General features: G+C 44.8%; 18 protein-coding genes and 1 pseudogene. 4 read left to right on the top strand and 15 right to left on the bottom strand.

Translation table 11 applies throughout. The features are described from left to right. Window positions 1-646, bottom strand: a pseudogene (locus tag BP688_RS04330) (secretion system protein E); the annotation flags it as partial. Between the two features lie 67 nt (window positions 647-713). Continuing rightward, the gene (locus BP688_RS04325; RefSeq protein WP_290624537.1) at window positions 714-2,039 is read right to left on the bottom strand and encodes an amidohydrolase; all 1,326 of its coding nucleotides are present in this window, start codon (window positions 2,037-2,039) and stop codon (window positions 714-716) included. Window positions 2,040-2,194: 155 nt separating this feature from the next. Between BP688_RS04325 and BP688_RS13550 the strand changes: the two genes are divergently transcribed. After that, a complete protein-coding gene (locus BP688_RS13550; RefSeq protein ID WP_394335555.1) occupies window positions 2,195-2,284 on the top strand; it encodes a DUF2080 family transposase-associated protein in 90 nt (29 codons plus the stop codon). 102 nt (window positions 2,285-2,386) lie between these two features. Then, window positions 2,387-3,148: an enoyl-CoA hydratase-related protein gene (locus tag BP688_RS04315; RefSeq protein WP_290597118.1), complete on the top strand. Its 762-nt coding sequence runs from the start codon at window positions 2,387-2,389 to the stop codon at window positions 3,146-3,148. A gap of 12 nt (window positions 3,149-3,160) precedes the next feature. On the opposite strand, the gene BP688_RS04310 is transcribed toward BP688_RS04315, so the two are convergent. Genes BP688_RS04310 through BP688_RS04290 form a run of 5 tightly spaced genes read right to left on the bottom strand, consistent with a single transcriptional unit; the run spans window position 3,161 to window position 10,476 of the window. After that, window positions 3,161-4,276, bottom strand: a complete 1,116-nt coding sequence (locus tag BP688_RS04310; RefSeq protein ID WP_290597119.1) for a DNA double-strand break repair nuclease NurA — start codon at window positions 4,274-4,276, stop codon at window positions 3,161-3,163. Continuing rightward, entirely contained in the window at window positions 4,260-6,923 is a 2,664-nt protein-coding gene (rad50, locus tag BP688_RS04305) for a DNA double-strand break repair ATPase Rad50 (protein WP_290624535.1), read from the bottom strand. The genes BP688_RS04310 and rad50 overlap by 17 nt, the downstream gene beginning before the upstream one ends. Continuing rightward, entirely contained in the window at window positions 6,924-8,219 is a 1,296-nt protein-coding gene (locus BP688_RS04300) for a DNA repair exonuclease (RefSeq protein WP_290597121.1), read from the bottom strand. Next, entirely contained in the window at window positions 8,216-9,802 is a 1,587-nt protein-coding gene (locus BP688_RS04295) for an ATP-binding protein (RefSeq protein ID WP_290597127.1), read from the bottom strand. The genes BP688_RS04300 and BP688_RS04295 overlap by 4 nt, the downstream gene beginning before the upstream one ends. Window positions 9,803-9,843: 41 nt before the next feature. Then, a complete protein-coding gene (locus BP688_RS04290; protein WP_290597122.1) occupies window positions 9,844-10,476 on the bottom strand; it encodes a hypothetical protein in 633 nt (210 codons plus the stop codon). A gap of 72 nt (window positions 10,477-10,548) precedes the next feature. On the opposite strand from BP688_RS04290, the gene BP688_RS04285 reads away from it, so the two are divergent. Together BP688_RS04285 and BP688_RS04280 are read left to right on the top strand one after the other, a co-directional pair. Continuing rightward, window positions 10,549-11,292 carry an NAD+ synthase gene (locus BP688_RS04285; RefSeq protein WP_290597123.1) on the top strand — a complete coding sequence of 248 codons (744 nt, stop codon included), beginning with the start codon at window positions 10,549-10,551 and terminating at the stop codon, window positions 11,290-11,292. Next, window positions 11,289-11,975 carry a helix-turn-helix transcriptional regulator gene (locus tag BP688_RS04280; RefSeq protein WP_290597124.1) on the top strand — a complete coding sequence of 229 codons (687 nt, stop codon included), beginning with the start codon at window positions 11,289-11,291 and terminating at the stop codon, window positions 11,973-11,975. The genes BP688_RS04285 and BP688_RS04280 overlap by 4 nt, the downstream gene beginning before the upstream one ends. On the opposite strand, the gene BP688_RS04275 is transcribed toward BP688_RS04280, so the two are convergent. The 8 genes from BP688_RS04275 to BP688_RS04240 all read right to left on the bottom strand — a co-directional run bounded on the left by BP688_RS04275 (window position 11,950) and on the right by BP688_RS04240 (window position 20,327). Continuing rightward, on the bottom strand, window positions 11,950-12,585 hold the full coding sequence (locus BP688_RS04275) for a YkgJ family cysteine cluster protein (protein WP_290597125.1): 636 nt from the start codon (window positions 12,583-12,585) through the stop codon (window positions 11,950-11,952). The genes BP688_RS04280 and BP688_RS04275 overlap by 26 nt on opposite strands. 82 nt (window positions 12,586-12,667) lie before the next feature. Further along, window positions 12,668-14,854 carry an elongation factor EF-2 gene (locus BP688_RS04270; protein ID WP_349681819.1) on the bottom strand — a complete coding sequence of 729 codons (2,187 nt, stop codon included), beginning with the start codon at window positions 14,852-14,854 and terminating at the stop codon, window positions 12,668-12,670. A gap of 5 nt (window positions 14,855-14,859) precedes the next feature. After that, window positions 14,860-15,444 (bottom strand): 30S ribosomal protein S7, encoded by a 585-nt coding sequence (gene rpsG / locus BP688_RS04265; RefSeq protein ID WP_290597097.1) that lies wholly within the window; start codon window positions 15,442-15,444, stop codon window positions 14,860-14,862. A gap of 4 nt (window positions 15,445-15,448) precedes the next feature. Next, entirely contained in the window at window positions 15,449-15,877 is a 429-nt protein-coding gene (locus BP688_RS04260; protein ID WP_202319442.1) for a 30S ribosomal protein S12, read from the bottom strand. A gap of 5 nt (window positions 15,878-15,882) precedes the next feature. After that, the gene (locus BP688_RS04255; RefSeq protein WP_290597096.1) at window positions 15,883-16,302 is read right to left on the bottom strand and encodes a NusA-like transcription termination signal-binding factor; all 420 of its coding nucleotides are present in this window, start codon (window positions 16,300-16,302) and stop codon (window positions 15,883-15,885) included. Between the two features lie 19 nt (window positions 16,303-16,321). After that, window positions 16,322-16,585, bottom strand: a complete 264-nt coding sequence (locus tag BP688_RS04250) for a 50S ribosomal protein L30e (protein ID WP_290597095.1) — start codon at window positions 16,583-16,585, stop codon at window positions 16,322-16,324. Then, window positions 16,582-17,727: a DNA-directed RNA polymerase subunit A'' gene (gene rpoA2, locus BP688_RS04245; RefSeq protein WP_290597094.1), complete on the bottom strand. Its 1,146-nt coding sequence runs from the start codon at window positions 17,725-17,727 to the stop codon at window positions 16,582-16,584. The genes BP688_RS04250 and rpoA2 overlap by 4 nt, the downstream gene beginning before the upstream one ends. After that, window positions 17,724-20,327 (bottom strand): DNA-directed RNA polymerase subunit A', encoded by a 2,604-nt coding sequence (locus BP688_RS04240; RefSeq protein ID WP_290624531.1) that lies wholly within the window; start codon window positions 20,325-20,327, stop codon window positions 17,724-17,726. Before BP688_RS04240 ends, rpoA2 begins: the two co-directional genes overlap by 4 nt. Between the last annotated feature and the right edge of the window lie 10 nt (window positions 20,328-20,337).

Raw genomic sequence — 20,337 nt, 5'->3', positions numbered from 1 at the left:
TGTTTGTGCGGAGGTTTGTGTAATTGCGATGGTAAACATACATGTATTTCCGCACACCATTGCATGAGATGTCTTCGAGCATTGCATCGAACATAAATGGTGTAATTTTGCCATAATAGAGGAAATCCCTTATTACGTAGTAGAGTATTTTGTAGTAGCTTCTATCTTCAAGATCAAATCCCACTTCATTGATAAGGCTATCAAATGCTTCTTTGAGAACCTCCTCTTTGCTAACAGTTTCATCCTCAAAGAATATCTCTTCAAGTCTATCACGGAGAAGCAAGGAAAGCTCACCATACACTTCAGTTTCGTATGGAGATAGGCGGGGTTCGACAACCACGTATCTGTATTCTTGATCATCTTCGTTGTAAATAATGAATACCTTGCAATAGGGTTCTTGAATCCAGTATTCTTCAATGATGTTCCACCCCGGAGGGGGCGAATACTCAATGAGGGGACCATGCTTTTCAACACTATACTCTTCTCTTTTTTCGCCTACAATTTTCTTCTCTTTTTTAACTTTTAAAGCTTCTTCTCTTTTTTTTGCTTCTTCAATAGCTTCTAAAGCCTCTTTTTCATACTCTTCAAACTCAAAATCTTTTTCTTCAAATTCTTCCTCTTTCTTCCTTCGCCTTATTTTGAGCATTATGAGTATGTGAGTTGAAAACATAATTAAAATTTTTCCCTATTAAATGTTGACAGGTTTCCCCTTTCTAACCATGCCCGAAAAGCCTTTCCTTCACATTTTCTACCTTTTTCAGCACCTTTTCCTCGTCGAGAGGCAACACAATACCCTCCTCAACTATAAGCTCACCATTTACGATTACGTGATAGGCCTCGCAATTCTCCACAAAAATTAACGAAGCTGGATCGTGAAGGGGGTAATGTCTGAAATTCTTCTGGAAAATTGTAACATCAGCCAACATGCCAGTTGAAATTCTTCCACCCTTAAAACCATATGCCCTGTAACCATTCTCAGTTGCAGCCCTCAACCAGTCCGATGTCCTGACAACTTTCCTCCTCAAACTCTGCAATAACGCTGCAGTTCTAACTTCAGACATAACACAGAGCATATTGTTGCTTGCAGCTCCATCCGTGCCTATGCTGAGGTTAATGCCAGACTCAATCATCTCAGTGACCCTTGCAACGCCTGAAGAGAGTTTTAGATTGCTCGTAGGACAGTGAGCAACGCTCACACCTTTTTTTGCAAGAACACTAATTTCCTCATCACTAAGCCACACGGCATGTGCTACGACCGTTTTATCGTCCAGAAACCCCAAAGAATCAAGAAGCTCTGCAGGTCTCACCCCAAACTGTTTTTTTATTTCCCTGACTTCCCACAGGGTTTCTGAAAGATGAATGTGCTTGACGAGATTCTTTTCCCTGCCGATTTCAGCAATCCTCCTTAAAAATTCAGGAGAACATGTGTATGGGGCATGAGGGGTCAACATGCACCTCAATCTGCCACCAAAACTACCATTCCACTTCGATATGACTTCAAGGGCTATTTCAAGCTCTTTTTCAGCTCTCTCTACATTCCCTCTGTCTGCCATCCCGTAGCCTATTATCGCTCTAATTCCCGTTTCGCCTACAGCTTCAGCAACTCCGTCCATATGAATATACATGTCGGCAAATGCTGTAACTCCCGACTTCAGCATCTCCAAGCAGGCAAGCATGCTGCCCCAGTAAACGGCATCCTCATTAAGTTTCGCCTCAACCTCCCATACTTTTTCGAGCCACTGTCTTAGGGGTAAACCCTCTGCATAGCCCCTGAAGAGAGTCATCGCTGCATGCGTGTGAGCATTGAAAAGGCCAGGAAGAACGAACATATTGGCAGCATTAATCTCAATTTCTCCTCTGATATCACTCTTACCGACATATGCTATTTTATTACCGTTAATTCCAATGTTGCATTCCACAAATTCTCTATCAATGAAACAGAGACCGTTTTTAATAGCCAAGTCGTACATGTGTTCTGTGAGACCTCTGCCGTAATGTCCTTTACGGTTTGAAAGTGGTAACAGAAACCTCTGCCTCACCGCTCAACCTCATCTTTTACTATCCCCTTTTATTCCCACTCCACACATAGGACACCTATTCAGATTTCAATCAAAAAATATTTAAATATCTATGGATATACCAGATATTAGAAGAGTTGAGGTGAAGAAAGGCAGTCTTGTGCTGAAGGAAGAGGTTGAAGAGGTTGAGGTTGTATTCGAGAAGAGAGTTTACTCCCTTTGGGAATTCGGCAAAGGTTGATGTTCTGAAGAGTTACATTGGCTGAAGAGCTTACGTGAATTGTGGTTAGGGTTAGAGGAATTTTGTCCCCCCAAAGACTATAGAAACAACGAAAAACTATTAATCATAATATATTGTCTCTCCACTTATGGAGAACTTGACATATGAGGAGAAAGGAAGAGTTGGAATTATAACCCTGAACCGCCCGGAAACAAGAAACGCCCTATCAATGGGACTTCTTTCAGAGCTTGAAGAACTCATCAACAAAATTTCTGATGATAGAAACATAAGGGTGGTGGTAATCACTGGAGCTGGAAAAGCCTTTTCTTCAGGCCACGATTTGAAGGAAATACTGAATCAGCATCCAGTTGATGTTGAGAGACTTTTCAACCGGTGTTACAAGGTTATGTGGGCGATAAGAAACGCTCCTCAGCCATACATTGCAATGGTTAACGGTGTTGCAACCGCTGCGGGATGCCAGCTTGTTGCCGCATGCGATATGGCTGTTGCTGCAAAATCTGCCCTATTTGCCACTCCAGGTGTGAAGATAGGTCTATTCTGCTACACACCGGTAACCTTTGTCAGCAGAGCTGTTGGTAGGAAGAAGGCTTTCGAGATGGGGTTCACCGGAGAGTTCATAACCGCTGACGAGGCTTTGCAGTTCGGGCTTGTAAACAAGGTAGTTGATGATGGGAAGCTGGAGGAGGAGACGATGAAGCTGGCGGAGAAGATTGCAAAGTATAGCCTGAACGTGCTGGAGTCCGGAAAGAGATTCTTTTACAATCAGCTTTTCATGGAGGACTTCCAGGCTTTGGCCTACGCAACGGAGGCCATATCGCTCCACAGCTCCACCGATGACGCTAAGGAGGGTATCTCAGCGTTTTTTGAGAAAAGGGAGCCGGTGTGGTAGCCCTCCAATCTACTACCTCTCCAAGGGCTCCCTCCCCCTCTTCAACAAAAAAGAGTATTTCGGATCAACTGCACTGAGCATGGCGCTCATTATGTTCTTCAATTCTTTTCTTTTTATCTCAGCATGCCTGTGGGCGTGGATGAGTGGGATGAGATAACCTTCAGCCTCAAAGCTGCATAGTTTGGCTATAGTCTCTTCCTCGATTGGTTTTGAGGATTCAAGCATATAGATATTCGCACCATCAGCAAACCTCACGAAAGCCCCGAAAATTTCTGTTTTAGTCAGATTATTGAACTTCTTCGCATACCACGGTAGAGACTTCCTTAAGTCAGGCTTGAAGTGAATAAACCCCGCCCTCTCCTCTCCAAACTGTTCTCTTGCCATGAAATCCAATACCGCTGCGTCGGTTATGAAGGAATTTGGCGTGAATTCATTCGTGTAGAAGCTTTTTGCCACAAAAACAACGTCTTTCTCCAGCAGTCTGTTCAGTGCATGGAGATATTCTATGTATTCCATTAGAATCATCAGGTTATTCTTGTCCTCTATCTTCCCCTTTCTGCACCCTCTCTCAATTTTATCGAAGTATTCGCTCCTTGTAAGTAAATAGTCCTTCCTTGCCACTCCCTTGATGACGTCCTCAGCAATTTCTCCATACCATCTATCCAAGACCATTATGAAGTCGTCTATCAGTCCATCAAGGTCGTAGAGTTCGGAGAGGGTTGTGTAAATGTCTCTGTCAATGTAGGCAGGTGGACGAATTATCGCCCCCCTCAGCGTCCCATCCATCAGCACGATCTCCTCTTCAGCCAGACTTCCAAGCCTAAATTCAGAGATGTGCATGTGCAGTCTTACTCTCTCCTCGATGTGCACATGTGGCCTCAGTGTGGAGACTTCATGTATCTCCCTGATATCCTCTCCAACGGAGGCGGCGGAGATTACATAAAAAACAATCCCGCTGAGTCTCTCAAGCCCTCTGCTACCGTCAACACCACAGACTGAGCAGGGTTGCGGCTCTGGTAAATCCCTCCACCTGTGCTTAATGTTTCTCGCAATGTTAACAACGCTGTTGTAGCTCTCCTCCAAATTCCGCTCAAATTCTGAGAGCAGTTCGTCACTGAGCCTCCACATACCTAACCCTCGAAGCTCCTCCCTGATAGTCAACAAAAATAACTTTGTCCGCAGCATCCTTCAGCTCCTCATCGTGGGAGACAACAATGACCTGAGGTATTTTCCTCAAATAATTTGTCGTTATATCTACAAGCTTCCTCCTTCTCTCCTCATCCAAGAAGGGGGTCGGCTCATCAAGAATCAGCAGCGGAATCCTTCCCTTTATCATGAACATTGATAACGCCAACCTGAAGGCTAAGCCTAACGCTATAACCTCACCACCACTTAGAAATCCAACATCTCTTTCCTCACCCTGATACACTACATAAACCCTCAACCTTTCCTTTCCTCTCTCTGTCACCTTTCTCAGTCTCACCCCAGAATATTTGCCCTCTGTGAGTTCCTCAAAAATTTCACTTGCATACCTTTCAACCTCCTTCATTGCAGCTTCGGCAATAATGTTTCTATACCTCCTAAATTTCTCTCTGATTCTCGTGAGCTCAGGAATTGCTCGTCTCTCAATTATTTCCACTTTACTTCTGTATTCTTCAAGGAGGGCAATCTGATTCTCCACGTACTGCAAATCCCTCTCAAGTGTGGCTATGTTGTTCTCAAGAATCTCAACCCTGTTCTTCAATCCAGCAAGGTCTTTGGATTTTCTCAGAAATTCTTCTGAAATTCTCTTGTGTTCATCCTCGCTGTAGAACCCCCTTAGGCGTTCAAGTTCACCATCTATTTTGCTCCTCTCTTGAGACTTTCTTTCTATCTCCTTTCTTACGTCCTTAAGCTCTGATAATACCCTCTTAATTCTGTCTTTTTCCTCATTAAGCCTTCTTTCTGAATCCTTGAGTTCAAGCCATCTTACATAGTCCTTTCTAAGTTCCTCGATCTGATTTTCAAGTTCTTCAAGACTCTCAAACCCTATTTCTTTTACAGTTTCCAGCGTCCTCTCTCTCTGTTCTCTTAGATATCTTCTCTTTTCCTTAGCTCTCTCTAATATCTGTTTCAGCTCGTCAAGCTTGTTTACGGAACTTTGAAGAACTTTTTCTTGCCCCTTCAATTTTCCAAGTTCTTCTCTAAGCTTCTCGTAATCCTCACTTGACCTTTTCAACCCCTCGATATTGATTGCTTCAAGCTCCTTTTTAAGCGTCTCCAGCTCATCTACAATCTGCTTGTATTTCAGGACTGACTCCTGCTTATTCAATGCTTTTTCTACAATCTCTTTTTTCTCCTTTAACTTTCTTTCGACCTCTTCAAGTTTTTCAAGTTCCTCTTTTATCCGTTTGATCTCGCTGCGATACTCTCCAAGAATCTTTTTTCTATGTTCCTCATCGAGCTCTCTTCCACACACAGGACAGGCACCTACAGCCTTCTTCAATTCCTCGATAGCCTTCTGATACTGTTTTGCCTTTGTAAGAAGCGAGGAACGTTTTGCTGCAAGCCTCTCAAAGGCATCCCGAACCCTATCCTCTTCATCACGTGCTCTCTGAAGAGCTTCATACATCCTTGCTATTTTCTCTGCCGTGTAGCCCCTTTCCTCAAGCTGAAGTTTTAAGCTCCTATACCTTTCAAACTTCCCCTTAACCTCCTCCCACTGTTTGAAACTATTCTCAAGCCTTTCAAGCCTCGACTCAACCTCTTTTATCCTGTCTTTTACCATCTCAAGGCTCTCGGAGTCCTTTTTAATTCTTTCAAGCTCTGTCTTGGCTTTCAGAATTTCCTCTTCAACCCTTTTTTCGCTCTCCTCGATTTCTTTAATTTTTCTTACAGTTTCCGAATGCAACTTCTCAAGCTTGGTATACAGTTCAGCCTTGGGCTTCACTTCTTTCAGATCATCAACATACTTTTCAAACTCTCTAATTCTGTTCTCAATATCCTTTTTCTGACCTTCCAGCATTCTGTTTCTCTCTTCGAGTGCTTTCAACTCCCCCAAAACTTTAGCGAGGTTACCATTTAGTTTTTCAATCTCTCCTCTTAATTTTTCAAGCTCCTCCTTCCTCTTACCCAGATTCTCAACCTCTTGTTCAAGCTCTTCTATCTCCAGTCTGATTTCAGACACAGATTTCCTTGTTTTCTCCATTTCAGCCCTCTTCTCGTCCTTCTGTCTCTTCAACTCATCTTCCTGACTTAAAAAAGACAGATAATTCTCCTTCTCCCTTTCAAGCATTCTGATAATCGTTCCCAAGTTTCTCCATGCATTTTCATAATCCTCAATTCTCGTAATCTTTCTTATTATCCTCTCTCTTCCTTCCTCATCTCTGATTATGCTATCAATTTCTCCCTGCCTCACATATATCGCTCCGGTGAATATGTGGCTTGGGCAGATGTGCTTTTCAACCCACTGGTTTATGCTGCTATCTCCTTCCACTATTTCTCTCCCGGTAAGCCTTGCATCTCCGTTACTACTTCTTGAGATGGTGATGGTGTTGCCATTAACCTCAAACGTCAGATTTATGGTGTAGCCAGAGGTGCCAATCCTTGCAAGTTCATTCTTTTTTAATCCAGCAGGTCTTGGTCCGTATAGGGCGACGAGAATAGCCTCAAGTATTGAACTCTTACCTGCACCGTTTCTTCCAGCAATGAGATTAATCCCTGTGTCGAATTCAATTTTTGAGTCCGTATGAGATCTGAAGTTCTTGATGTGTATCTCTTTCAGAAGGAGGCTCATCTATCCACCCCCGAAGAAGTCGAGGAGTGTTTTTGGCTTTTTAGCCTTCATCTCATTTCTTTTTGTCTCCTCCAAGCCCTCTCCTGTATCCTCTTCTGTTGTTTTTGCTTCTCGATCTTTGACCTCTTGCTTTTCTGAGGATTCATCTTCAACTTTGTCTTCCCCTCCACTGAGATAGTGTTCAATCACAAATTCGTAAGCCTCTCTCTCGTCAATCTCCCCCTTCATCAGATCGAGCAGTTTGAGTTCGAAATCGGTGAAAAAGTCGTTCTCTGACTGAATGACCACCTCCTCAAATTCATCCGCTAATCTCTCAAATCTGACCTCTGCATACCTCAAATTTTTCAAGGCAATCTCATTCAGCTTTCTGACATCCGCAGAATCTGGACACCTGAGTTTTGCAACAAGCATCCCCTCTCCACTTATCCTCTCCAAGACTTCAACAAATCTCTTCTCCAGCTCTTCCAGCTTATTAGTTTCGATTTCCACATCGTAAAGGTCTCTCGTTTTCATCTCAACGAATTCAGGCTTGAAGTTCCTCACAACAACAAACCCCTTCTTGATACCCTCCTTAAAAGTAAAATCGGATTTGTAGCGGATTATTTGTGAAGCTTCTCTCAAGTCGTAACGGTCAACCGAGCCGGGATAAGCAATAAACTTTCCATTGAACTCGTAAATCTTGGGCAGGTGTATGTGTCCAAAAGCGTAGTAGCTCGCTTTGGGCAAATTGTTGAGTGTCAACTCGTAGGCAATATCCAAATCAATATCTACTACCTCCTTAACGGCCTGATGTAGAACCAGCACACTTCTCTCACTTTCAGGCTTCAAAAGGGGGAGAACTTTTTCAAGCTGCCATCTGCTCCTGTGCCTGTCTCCAGTAATTTCGACATCTTCAACAAACCCTTTAATTAAGTACACGTTTTCGATCTTAACACTTTTTACGTTCTCTACCTCCACTGGTCTCCGTCTCAAACCGAGCACGTTGAGCATTCCGATAGATTCAAGAAGGTGATAGGCTGATATATCTCTCGAAGTTTTGTCGTGATTTCCTTCAATGGCAAAAACAGGAATGTTTTCCCTTCTGAAAATCCAGAGGATTTCTATTGCCTCCTTGATCGTTTTCGGACTTGGAACGCTTCTGTGGAAGAGGTCACCGGCTATTATGACAAAATCAACATCCATCTCAACAGCCTTCTCTGCAATAGCTCTGAAGGACTTTGCAAAGTCCTCAGCCCTCCAAGGTTGGTTGTACTGCTCGTACCCCAAATGAACGTCCGCGATATGGGCAAACTTCATACAGCCAAGTCCTCCAGAGTAACCTGCATCTTTTGCTCCTCCTCTTTGCCCGTCCACTCTCCAACGACATCTATGTCTCTTCCTCCGTAGTTTCCTCCAAACTTTCTGATTTTGACTGCCACTGGCAGCTTTACCGCTGGGCCAACAACAACAGCCTCTCCAACACCCAGAGATGCTATGTCGCTAAGCAAGTCCTCGCTTATCTGCTCGCTCGCGTGCTGCACGTATCTTTGATCATTGGGCTCAGTAATTCTTAAAATGATCTTGGTGTTACACTGGCTCAGAACATCATCGTTCAGTCTTTTCGGTCTCTGGCTGACTATTCCCAGTCCAACGCCAAACTTTCTCCCCTCTCTCGCTATCCTTCCCATCCAGCTGACAACATCGTTGTTTATGCCCTTGGGGGCGAAAATGTGTCCCTCCTCAAAAATAACGAGCATTGGTTTTACAACAGCTGGGCAAACTTTCTCCCATCCCTTCTTACCCCTGACGTAATTTATCCTTCCAACGAGGAGATTTCTCAGCAGATATGCTACAACAACCCTCATCTGTCCCTCATCAAACCCGCTGAGGTTTATGACATTCAGATAGCCCGGCTTGATGTTCGCCAGCATATCGTTTTGACTGAGCAAGTCCTCATACCTCCGCATGAACGAAGAGACATATTCCTTAATTCTTGCCAGAGAGTTCAAATCCTGTCTGTCAAGGGTTGCAATTCTCTTCACACCATTGAAATCGTAGTATTCTGCCTCCCCCTTGGCAGCAGCGATATTTATCCACTCCTCCGCAATATCCAGAACTCTCTCTACAAATTCTCTTCCCGCTTTTCCTTCATGTCTCACCGTCGTGAAAATCCTCTCAAGGTGCATCCTCTGCACGGCAGCCTTCTCCCTGTCAACCCCGACTAAACTTGCAAACTCCCATGGTTCTAATCTCTCAGGTCTTATTCCCGCGGGAACAACGTTCTTTCCCCTCTCACTCCCATCCTCGAAGGTATAGCCAACGTACTCTCCATGCGGGTCAATCAGCACAACTGTTCCGTTGAGCCTCTTCACGATGTCGTTCACCAAAACTGCAACAGTGTTCGACTTTCCTCCACCTGTAATGGAGAGGATTGCAAAATGCCTTAGAACAAGCTGTCTAACATCTAAGGACACGGTTATGTCTGGTCTGGCAATCATCCTGCCCAGTTCGATTCCTTTCTCACACCTAAACAGGGATGAGAGAATTGAATCGTCCACAAGCCTCACTTCTGAATTGGGTTTTATCGGAACGCGATTGGGATATACCTCTCCCTCACGAATAACGCCAATTACACTGGCATTTCCCACTATAACGTCATTCTTCTCAAGGAGTTTTCTGGAGAAGTCCATGTTCTTAACGAGATAGTCGAAACTGAACCCCTCATCCAAAATCATCCTGTTAAAGTTTGAGATTTCCCTCACAATTCCGACAACCACTTCACCATCCCTGTTCTCGGCCATCACATACTCGCCAAATTTGGGGATGCAAGAGGGGTTTATGGTAAAGCTGAACTCAGATATTGAAGATTTACCCATTACAAGTCCGACAGCTTCACTCATCTCAGACACAGTATATCCTTTTCTCTCCGAAAATAAATCTTTTATCTTTCGTAGGATAGAAGGCTTTTCCTTCCACTTTCGAGAATCCGTCTCACAATTTCTTCGTCAATGCCAGTGTCATCAGCTATCTTCTGACTGTCTCTCACACCGCTAACTTCGGAATAGCTTAAAACGAAATCTTCAATCCCCTCCTCATCCTCAAGGTCCCAGAAGCCGCTGTAAAGCGGATTAAAATCCAGCATGAAAGCATACTCTTCCTCTAAACTCTTCAATTTCTTAGCACCGAAGAAGTCTGAATCCTTCAGGATCAACCTCACAGCCTCTCTCAATCTCTTGCAGTTGTATCTTTTGTCCGGAGGACTGTATTTTCCAACAATCTCGTCCATTTCACTCTCACTCATGTTGAAGGGTTTTGATGGCAGAAGCTGGATTATTTCGTAAGTTTTTCTATCAACGGGAGAGATTCTACTTTTCCCTCCCTCAGTAAGCCTGACGGTGAAGTAATCAAGCTTTTTACCTCTTTTAGCCTTGAAATCGCTCTTTCTGATGTTGGCAAGCTCTGTGGGAGTTGATAAAGTGGCGATAATCATCCTAATCAATGCGTGGTCGCTCAATTTTCTCTTTGAGAGGATGAGGTGGTGCTGAATGTCATATTCGACTCGAAGCATGTTCATGTTATAATCTCAAATCAAACTGGCTTTATTTGTTTTGGAAAAAGATTTTAATCTGGCAGAAAATAAAAGGACATGAACTTTGAAAAGGTAGTCGAGAGGATTTGCTCCTTCATCAGCGATTTTGTGGAATCATCCGGTGCAGAAGGTGTTGTTGTTGGATTAAGTGGTGGTGTTGACAGCAGCACAGTCGCACATCTCTGCTGTGAAGCTCTTGGAAATGAGAGGGTTTTTGGGTTGGTTATGCCTGAAAGGGGGGTAACGCCTGAGCAGGATGTGGAGGATGCCATTAAAGTGGCGAAAAGTCTGGGTATTAGTTTCAAACTAATTGAGATAAACGATATAATAGAAGTTTTTAAGAAGAAAGCTGGAGAAGGAAGCAGAATGGCGGAAGCCAACCTGAAGCCAAGGATTAGAATGATTCTGAACTATTACCATGCCAACAGCATGAACAGAGTTGTGGCAGGGACAGGGAATAAGAGCGAGCTTATGGTGGGATACTTTACCAAGTATGGAGATGGAGGGGTAGACTTCTTACCCATTGGCGATTTGTTCAAAACCGAAGTATTTCAACTCGCAGCCCATCTCGGAGTGCCGAGAGAAATAATCGAGAAGAAGCCTTCAGCAGCCTTATGGCCGGGTCAGACGGATGAAGGGGAGATGGGAATAACCTACGCAGAGCTTGATGAAATTCTAAAACTGATTGAAAAAGGAGAGAAAAGGGATGACGAGAAATTCCAAAAGGTTCTGAAAATGGTTGAGAGATCAAGACATAAGCGAGAAATGCCACCAATAGCGAGAGTGAGAGATTTACTATGAAAAAGCTTCTTCTGGTTGCACTTCTTTCAGTGCTGATTCTCCCTTCGGGAGCAGTTGAGATATACGGAAAGATTTACCGATGGGACACTCTTGATGTCGTTAACAACGTTGTTGTAGAAATAAAGGACGATAACGTTCAGAGGATGGTCTCTGAAGACGGGACTTACAGCTTTAATGTTCCACCCGGAAACTACACCATTGTAGCATACGCTGGAGAATACATGACTGTGGAAAACGTGTCTGTTTTTAACAGCACAAGGTTCGATTTAATTCTTTTTCCAAAACTTGAAGAATTTCAGGAAATACCGGATTTTCCAGTAGTTGAAGAAGGAGAAATCCCTTATCACCTCATAGCAGTTCTCATTTCAGGAGTAATTTTAGCCGTTCTTTTAGTTCTGAAACTTCGTTCTAAGGCTGATAGGGAGTTTGAGCTTGCAGGTCAACCCTATGAAGACAACGATATTCGGCTTGAGACTCTCCCCGAAGACCTTGCAGAAGTTGTTGAGATTATAAGGCGCGAGGGTGGGAGAGTAACTCAAAAGGAACTGAGAAAGAAACTCGGCTACAGTGAGGCGAAGATGAGTCTGATTATCGCCGACCTCGAGAGGAGAGGTATAGTGGAGAAAGTCAAGAAGGGTAGAGGAAATATAATTTTTCTTAAACAGATAGAATCAGGTCGATAGAGGATTTTATCCCCTTCTTCAAAGCGTCCATATCGTCGTTAATTCCTTTTTCTCTCTTAAACCGATCTACGTCAAAGCATACTCTGTAAATCTTCTCTAGTTCCTCCTCTGTGAGGTCTCTTCCAGCTTTGTTTTTCGCTGAGATGAGTTCAAAGAAAACATCATTCATCTCATTGTATTCCTCTGCTTCCTGATCTCTTATCCATTCTGTCACGCTCCATTCCCTGTTTTCCATATGACCGGCACAGAAGTCCTCCTTTAGCAAGTAATACTGGACTTCATCTCTAACTCTTACTCTAACAACCGGATAAAGTCTGCAGGGCGATGGGCGATGTTTGTAGATGCTGCAGCCCTTTTCGGTTACAAAGGGACATCTTCCATCGGGAAGCATCTTCAAGACAACCACAGGCAAGCCGGTAGTGATGCCGATGTGCTTGGATGTGTAACGCTCCAGAAATTCGCTGGTGGTGATTTTTAAGCCTCTCGCCATCTTCAGAACGTCGTAAGGAGTTAGGGCGATGTTGAGGTGCTGGCAGCACTCGTTAAAGCAGACTATGCCCGGATAGCAGGCAAAGTTGAACTTTTCAACTGGTTCGATGTCCTCTTGCATACGGGTGTTTTTAATTTAGGCTATATAAATTCTCAGCAAGTCACAAGTAAATCGAAACAAGAAAAATTAGGGAGAGATTAGATTAAAGCCCAACAAAATCCTCGGGCTTCGGTATTTCGAGCTTCAATCCTTTTCTCTTCCTGACTTCCATCACAAAGTCGTTGAGAAGGTTTTGAGGCACAATCTCAAATCCTGCATGCTCAGTGCTCCATATGGCCTTTCCTGACGTCGCTCCCCTGATAGCTCCAGCAAATCCGAACATCTCCTTGACTGGTGCTTTTGCGATTACTGTAACCATGTCCCCCTCAGTCTTCATCTCGAGAACCTGCCCCCTCCTTCCCTGAATCTCTCTCGTCACAGCACCCATCATCTCCTGTGGGACCGTGATGAAGACTTTCTGATACGGTTCGAGCAGTGTTGGCTGTGCTTGGAGAATTGCTGCGAAAATTGCGGACCTTACAGCAGGAATGACCTGTGCCGGACCTCTGTGCACAGCATCCTCGTGGAGCTTACAATCAACAAGCTTCACCTTTATTCCCATGCATGGCTCTCTCGCCAGTGGTCCAGCTCTCATAGCCTCTCTGAAACCTTCAAGAATCAGCTCCATGGTCTCATTCAGATACTGGATACCCTTTGTGACATCGCAGAACAGATTCCCCTCGAAGTATTCTTCAGCCCCTGCAGCCTCCTCACCTGTCAATCCAGCCTCCTGTAGCTTCCTCCTCCTTTCCTTCTTGTCCATCTTCATGTCAACCTCGCCTTCCTTGAAAAGCTGGATGACCTTCTCTGGTAGAGGCTCAACGAGTATGTAGAACCTGTTATGCTTGTTTGGAGATTTGCCCTCGACAACGGGTGATGTTGCCGTGACAGTCTCTCTGAATACAACAATTGGCGGAGAGGTTATAACTTCCAGATTGTAGTCCCTTCTGATTCTTTCAACTTTAACTTCAAGGTGAAGTTCTCCCATACCACTTATTAAATGTTCTCCAGTCTCCTCGTTGAGCGTTATATGTAGAGTTGGGTCCTCCTTGGCGATCTTCCTCAGCACCTCTATGAGCTTTGGCAAGTCTCTCGGGTTCTTAGCCTCGATCGCCATCGTCACAACGGGTTCGCTGTAATGCTTTATGCTCTCGAAGGGTGTGAAATCCTCAATATTGGAGCATGTAGAACCTGCAACCGCATCTCTCAACCCGATGAGTGCAACAATGTTCCCCGCAGGAACCTCGTCAACTTCTACCCTTCTCGGCCCCATGTAAAGGCCGACGGTCTGTATTCTGTTCTTGGACTTCCTGTCAACTATGAAAAGCTCTTGACCCGGCTTAAGAGTGCCGCTGAAAAGCCTACCAACGGCAATTTCGCCAGCCTGCGGTTCAACAACGATTTTCGTAATCATCAAAGCAATTGGTCCCTTCGGATCACACCTAACCATTGCCTGCCCGACTTCGCTGTTTATGTCTCCCTTCCAGATAACCCCAATTCTTTCTCTCTGAGCTTCAATTGGTGAAGGAAGGTGTCTTATGACCATATCAAGGACAACACGGTAGAGGGGAGACTTCTTTGCGAGTTCTTTAACCTTTCCTTCCTTCAGATACTCGTAAACTTCCTTAAAGCCGATGCCTGTAACCTTCTGAGCGGGAACGCTCACAGCCCAGTTGTACAATGCTGAACCAAAGGCAACGCTGCCATCTGCAACGTCAATCCTCCATTCAGAGTATTTGTCTGGTCTCATCGCCTTGATTAGCTTGTTAACCTCTGTTATGACCTTTACGAGCCTCTCCTGCATCTGCTGCGGTGTAAGTTCCAACTCTCTAATCAATCTGTCAACTTTGTTGACGAACAAGGTAGGCTTGACGTTCTCCTTGAGAGCCTGCCTTAGAACAGTCTCTGTTTGTGGCATAACCCCTTCGACAGCATCAACAACGACAATGACACCATCAACGGCTCTCATTGCCCTTGTAACGTCACCGCCAAAGTCAACGTGCCCGGGAGTATCAATCAGGTTGATGAGGTACTCCTTTCCCTCATACTCGTGAACCATAGATACATTGGCGGCGTTAATCGTGATCCCCCTCTCCTGCTCCTGCTCATCAAAATCGAGGTAAAGCTGCTGTCCTGCAAGCTCCTCGCTGATCATTCCAGCCCCAGCAAGCAGGTTATCACTCAAAGTAGTTTTTCCGTGGTCAATGTGGGCGACAATTCCCATGTTCCTGATGTATTCAGGTTTCCACATCAGCTCCTTGATCTTATCAATTTTCTTTGCTCTCGCCAAAATTATCACCTCGCAGACTTTGCAACTCTCTCAACTTCTTCCTTCTTGGATACAGCAAAGCTCCTACTCTCGTTATTCGCTGCAGCTATGATCTCATCAGCAAGACATTCTGCAATACTCCTTTTCGACTTAAAGGCTGCTCTCCTCGCTCCTTCTGCAATATTTCTCAATGCGATATCCACTCTTCTTGAACTTGAGGTATCAACTGCTCTTGGAACCGCAATACCACCATACTTGAGCCTTACAACCTCCTCTCTCGGACCTGCGTTGATTATAGCATCAACGAGAACCTGAATCGGATTCTTTTTTGTCCTCTTCTCTATAATCTCGAATGCCTCTCTGACGATGTTGTAGGCAAGAATTTTCTTGCCTGTGTTGTGCCCCTTTCTCATGACCTTGTTTATCAGTCTTTCGACGATGAAGACCTTCTGTTTAGCAAATGGAACATTTGCGTGCCTTCCGTGGGTGTGCATGACGTATTTGGGTTCAAGGCATATGTAGCTTTCCAGTGCGGGGTCGCTAATCTGAACCTCACTTGGATCGTATTTGCCAAAAACGAGCAATTCTTCCTTTGTAAAACCGTATTTCATTGCTTCACCTCAGCCTCTTCTCCTTCCTTCCTCTTACAAGCTCCCTAAGGCTGGTGTTGTTCACCTTCACGACCTTGTATCTAACACCCGGAATATCTCCCATACTCCTACCCATTCTTCCTCCTATTTTCTCGACAATCACTTCATCGTGCTCATCAATGAAATTGATGGCACCATCTCCGGGACAGAAGGCTGTAATCTGTCTGCCATTCTTAATCAACTGAACTCTAACAGCCTTTCTGATAGCTGAATTTGGCTGCCTCGCCTCAATTCCAATCTTTTCGAGCACTATCCCTCTCGCCATCGGTGCACCTTCGAGTGGATCGGCTTTAGCAGCTAAGCCAAGTGTTCTTCTTACAAATCTCCTGTCACTCCACCTGAATTTCTTCTTGGTTTCTATGAGCTTTCTTGCAGCAAATAATCCTCTACCCATATCCATCACCTTACTATCACGTCTTCAATATCGTGATGCCTCTTAGCCAGTTCTTTGGCTTTATTAATGTTTTTACCACCTTTTCCAATCACTATTCCTTTTAAATCTGGACTGACACTTACTTGGGCAATCTTTGCCCCACTTTTATCCATTAATCTGACATTAACCTTAATCGGTTTAAAAATATTGGCTATGAACTCTGCAGGATCGTCAGAGTGCTCTATTATCTCGATCCTTTTTCCTATCAACTCTTTTGCTCTCTCAACGTTGATTCCTCCCTTACCTATCGCTACACCCATATGACCCCTTCTCACGACGAAAACAACCTTGTCGTCGTAAACGAGACAGTCTTTGACGCTCGCTCCAGTCAAATTCTCGAAAAGCGTTAGGTATCTTATACTCTCTGCTGATAGCTTAACTCCCATACATGACCCTCGCAGGGATTTACTCTATCTCTTCAGTTATTGCCATTGCTGCAACGCTGAAGGGCTTCCCGCAGAACGCTCCAAGCTCCATGTTCGTTCCATTGTAGGTGAGAACCTTGACGTCGTAGCTCTTTATCTTCTCAAGTACGTCTTCTGGACAGTTTGCTGCAACCACAACCGCCTTTGCCTCTCCCTTCTGCAAAGCCTTCAGTGTACTTTTACTTCCCAAACGATATCCTCCAGTCTTCAACACCATCCTTATCACAGATTCAACATCCGTCATTTCCTACCCCCCAGTTTCAACACAAGTTCTACATCTCCCGTTCCAAGTTTTATGGGCTGCCCGACGATTATATTCTCGGTTATTCCCTTTAGATAGTCTACCTCTCCTTTCACAGCCGCATCGAGAAGGTTATTTACTGTCATCTCAAAGGCAGCCCTTGCGAGTATGCTCTGCTTTTCTCCAGCAACACCGTGCCTTCCAATTTGCCTCAACTCTCCATCTGCCGTCATAACATCGGCAACCAGCATTATATGCCTTGGATCAACTTCCAGCCCCTGCTCTTCGAGTGTATCCAGAGCCTCCTTAATTATGGCATTCCTTGCTGCCTCTATCCCAAGAACTTCGTATATTTCGTAGATATTATTTGTGGTCGTCCTCGTAAAGTCAACGCCCTTGACCTTCATAATCTTCTTCAAATTGGAACCCTCTGTGTAAAGCACGTACTCATCATCTTCCTTTCTTATTATAACTCTCTTTATCTCCTTTATACCCATGATGACCGTGTCTTTAAGCTTTTCAAACGCCGTCATGAGGGTTTTGTATGATGGCTCAGCTATTTGAGCGACAAAGCTTCCGTCCTCAGACTCTTCAACCTCAGTCTTTAGAACTTTTGAAATCTTATTTTTCAGGTCTTCGGCACTCAACCCCTTTCTCTCCAGAACTCTTGTGTCAGGTCTTATGATGATTGTTAATCTTCTGATGTCCACCTCAATGTCTGCTACGTCCCTTACATAGGTTGCTTCAATTCTGTTTGCAACTTCTCTTGCCTTCTCTCTGTCCTGCGCATACTCTGGAAGAAGCCTTATGGTCATCATTGGGGTAGATGGGTTTTTTCTGACATCCAGAATCTCAATCAACCTTGGCAGACCGAGGGTGACGTTTATTTCTGCAACACCTGCGTAGTGGAACGTCCTCATTGTCATCTGAGTGCCCGGCTCTCCGATGGACTGGGCAGCAACAATTCCAGCAGCCTCCCCCGGCTCCATAAGGTTGGCAAGATATGCCTGATAGCACTTCTCCACAATCTTTTTTGCATTTGTCTTGTTTACATTATTTTTCTCAAGTTCTGCCTTTATTTCCTCCTTTACCGAAGGAGGAAAGGGATATTGGTTGATAATAGAATCATAATCCACTTTTTTCATTTCTTCACCTCCCCGATAACCTCGCGAACTATCCTCCTCACATCTACAGCCTTTCCCCTGAAGCTCTTCATGGGGTCGGTCCCGTCTTCGCCATACCTAAACTGAACAAGAGAGCCTGATGTTTGCTCCCTCACAGTCCCGTCGTACTCTATCTTCAAATCCTGAAGGGCATTGATCATCCTTCTCTGGAGATATCCGGACTGTGAGGTTCTCACAGCAGTATCAACGAGACCTTCTCTACCACCTGCAGCATGGAAGAAGAACTCAACTGGTGACAAACCCCTCTTGTAGCTACTCCTCACGAACCCTCTTGCCTCTGCCCCCAAGTCTCCAGGTTTAAAGTGACTCAGCGTCCTGTTCGTGTAGGTGTAACCCCTACTAATCCTTTCACCTCTCACAGACTGCTGACCTATGCAGGCTGCCATCTGGGTGAGGTTCAGCATCGAACCTCTTGCACCGCTGACGGCCATTATAACTGCAGCGTTATCCATACCGAGGTGTCTCTGGGCGATCTTGCCAGCCCTGTCTCTTGCCCTGCCAAGAACCTGCATAATCCTCATCTCAAGGGTTTCCTCAATGCTCCTTCCCGGCATGGGCTCAAGGTCCCCCTCTTTGTAAGCCTTAATCAGCTTTTCAACCTCCTCTTCAGCCTCCTTCAGCACCTCCTCTATCTGCATGCTCGCTTCAGGAGGTATATCTTCATCATCAATTCCAACTGTAAATCCAAGCTTGCTGATTATTCTAATGGCAAGCTGGGTCATACGGTCTATGAACTTCTTCGCCTCTTCTTTCCCATATTTTCTTGCAATTTCGTCTATGATTATACCTTTAAATGCCCCAACAGCTTTTTCATCTATCGTACCCTTTAACAGTTTCCCCTTCTCAATAATGACGTAGGCATCATACTCACAGTTCTCCCCCTTACATTCTTCACATCCCTGACAGATTTCAGCTTTAAATTCGAGGGTTAATTCGGGCAGAATAAAGCTAAAAATCTCTTTGCCAGTATATTCATTTTTTACAGGTATTTCTGATATGTCTAACGCCCTCAGTAGCTCCATTGCCTCCTCTCTGTTGAACTTCTTCTCACCTCTTGTGAGAAGGTATAGACCACTGATGTGGTCGTGAATTCCACCTATAATCGGTCCACCGAATCTCGGCGATAGAATGTGCTCCTGAACGGCCATTAAAATCTTCGCCTCAGCCTGAGCTTCGAGGCTCTGGGGGACATGCAGGTTCATCTCGTCACCATCAAAATCAGCGTTATAGGGTGGGCAGACAGCAGGGTTTAAACGGAAGGTTTTGTAGGGCAGAACCTTCACATAGTGAGCCATTATGCTCATTCTGTGCAGTGATGGTTGTCTGTTAAATAATACTATGTCTCCATCCATAAGCTGTCTTTCAACAATCCATCCCGGCTCAAGTTTCTCTGCCAGTTCCTCCTTGTTACTCTCTATAACCCTTATCCTTCTGCCATCAGGTCTGACGATGTAGTTCGCCTTGGGATGCTCACTTCTGAGAACGAACTCTCTCGCAATTTCGATGTTGTTTGGTGTGACGAATAGGGGCACAGTAACTTCTTCAGCAATTTCCTTCGGCACACCAACTTCGTTTATGCTCAGACAAGGGTCGGGACTGATTACAGTTCTGGCAGAGAAGTTAACTCTCTTACCCGATAAAGACCCCCTGAACCTTCCCTCTTTCCCTTTCAAACGCTGAGCGAGGGTTTTAAGTGGCCTGCCGCTGCGGTGTCTCGCTGGAGGTATCCCACTAACCTCATTGTCAAGATATGTGGTCACGTGATATTGCAAAAGTTCCCAGAGGTCTTCAAGAATCTGCTGTGGCGCTCCAGCCTCTTTGTTTTCCATGAATCTCTGGTTTATTCTGATTATGTCAACAAGTTTGTGCGTCAGATCATCTTCACTCCTCTGTCCGGTTTCAAGTATGATTGAAGGTCTTACGGTAACTGGAGGAACGGGTAGGACTGTAAGAACGAACCATTCAGGGCGTGTGGCTTTGGGATTGAGACCGAAAGCTGGAAGGTCCTCGTTAGGAATCTTTTCGAGCCTCTCCCTTACATCCTTGGGTGTCAGCCTGTGCTCTCCCTCGTAGAAAAAGGTTGGTTTGTCGAATTTTATCTCGATCTGCTCCTCTCCGCAGTGGGGGCATTTCTTAGCAGCTTTTGTCAGCCTAAAAACTTCCTTTATGACATCTTCGTAATTCTGATTGAACTCAATCCTCCTCTCTATCTCTTCAATAAACCTATCCCTTCTGTCATCCTTGAGCAGTATTCTTCCACACTCCCTGCAAGTCCCGTTCAGCAATCTCGCTATCAGTTTTGCATATCCAACATGAATGACTGGTGCAGCAAGCTCCACGTGTCCAAAATGTCCCGGACATTCTCCCGCCTTACCCCCACACGTTTTACATCTCAGTCCGGGGTCTATCACACCCAACCTCGTATCCATCAGACCGCCATCAATCGGAAAACCATCATCGTCGTAGGTTTCGGGGGTGATGATCTTAACAACGCTCATCCTCCTTATCTCCTGAGGAGAAAGAACTTCAAATTTCAGGGCAGCAACCCTTTTCGGTAACATTGCTTTTCAC

This window comes from Archaeoglobus sp. UBA230 (genome assembly GCA_002507545.1).
Lineage (GTDB): Archaea > Halobacteriota > Archaeoglobi > Archaeoglobales > Archaeoglobaceae > Archaeoglobus.
This window is presented reverse-complemented; position numbering and strand designations above follow the sequence as displayed.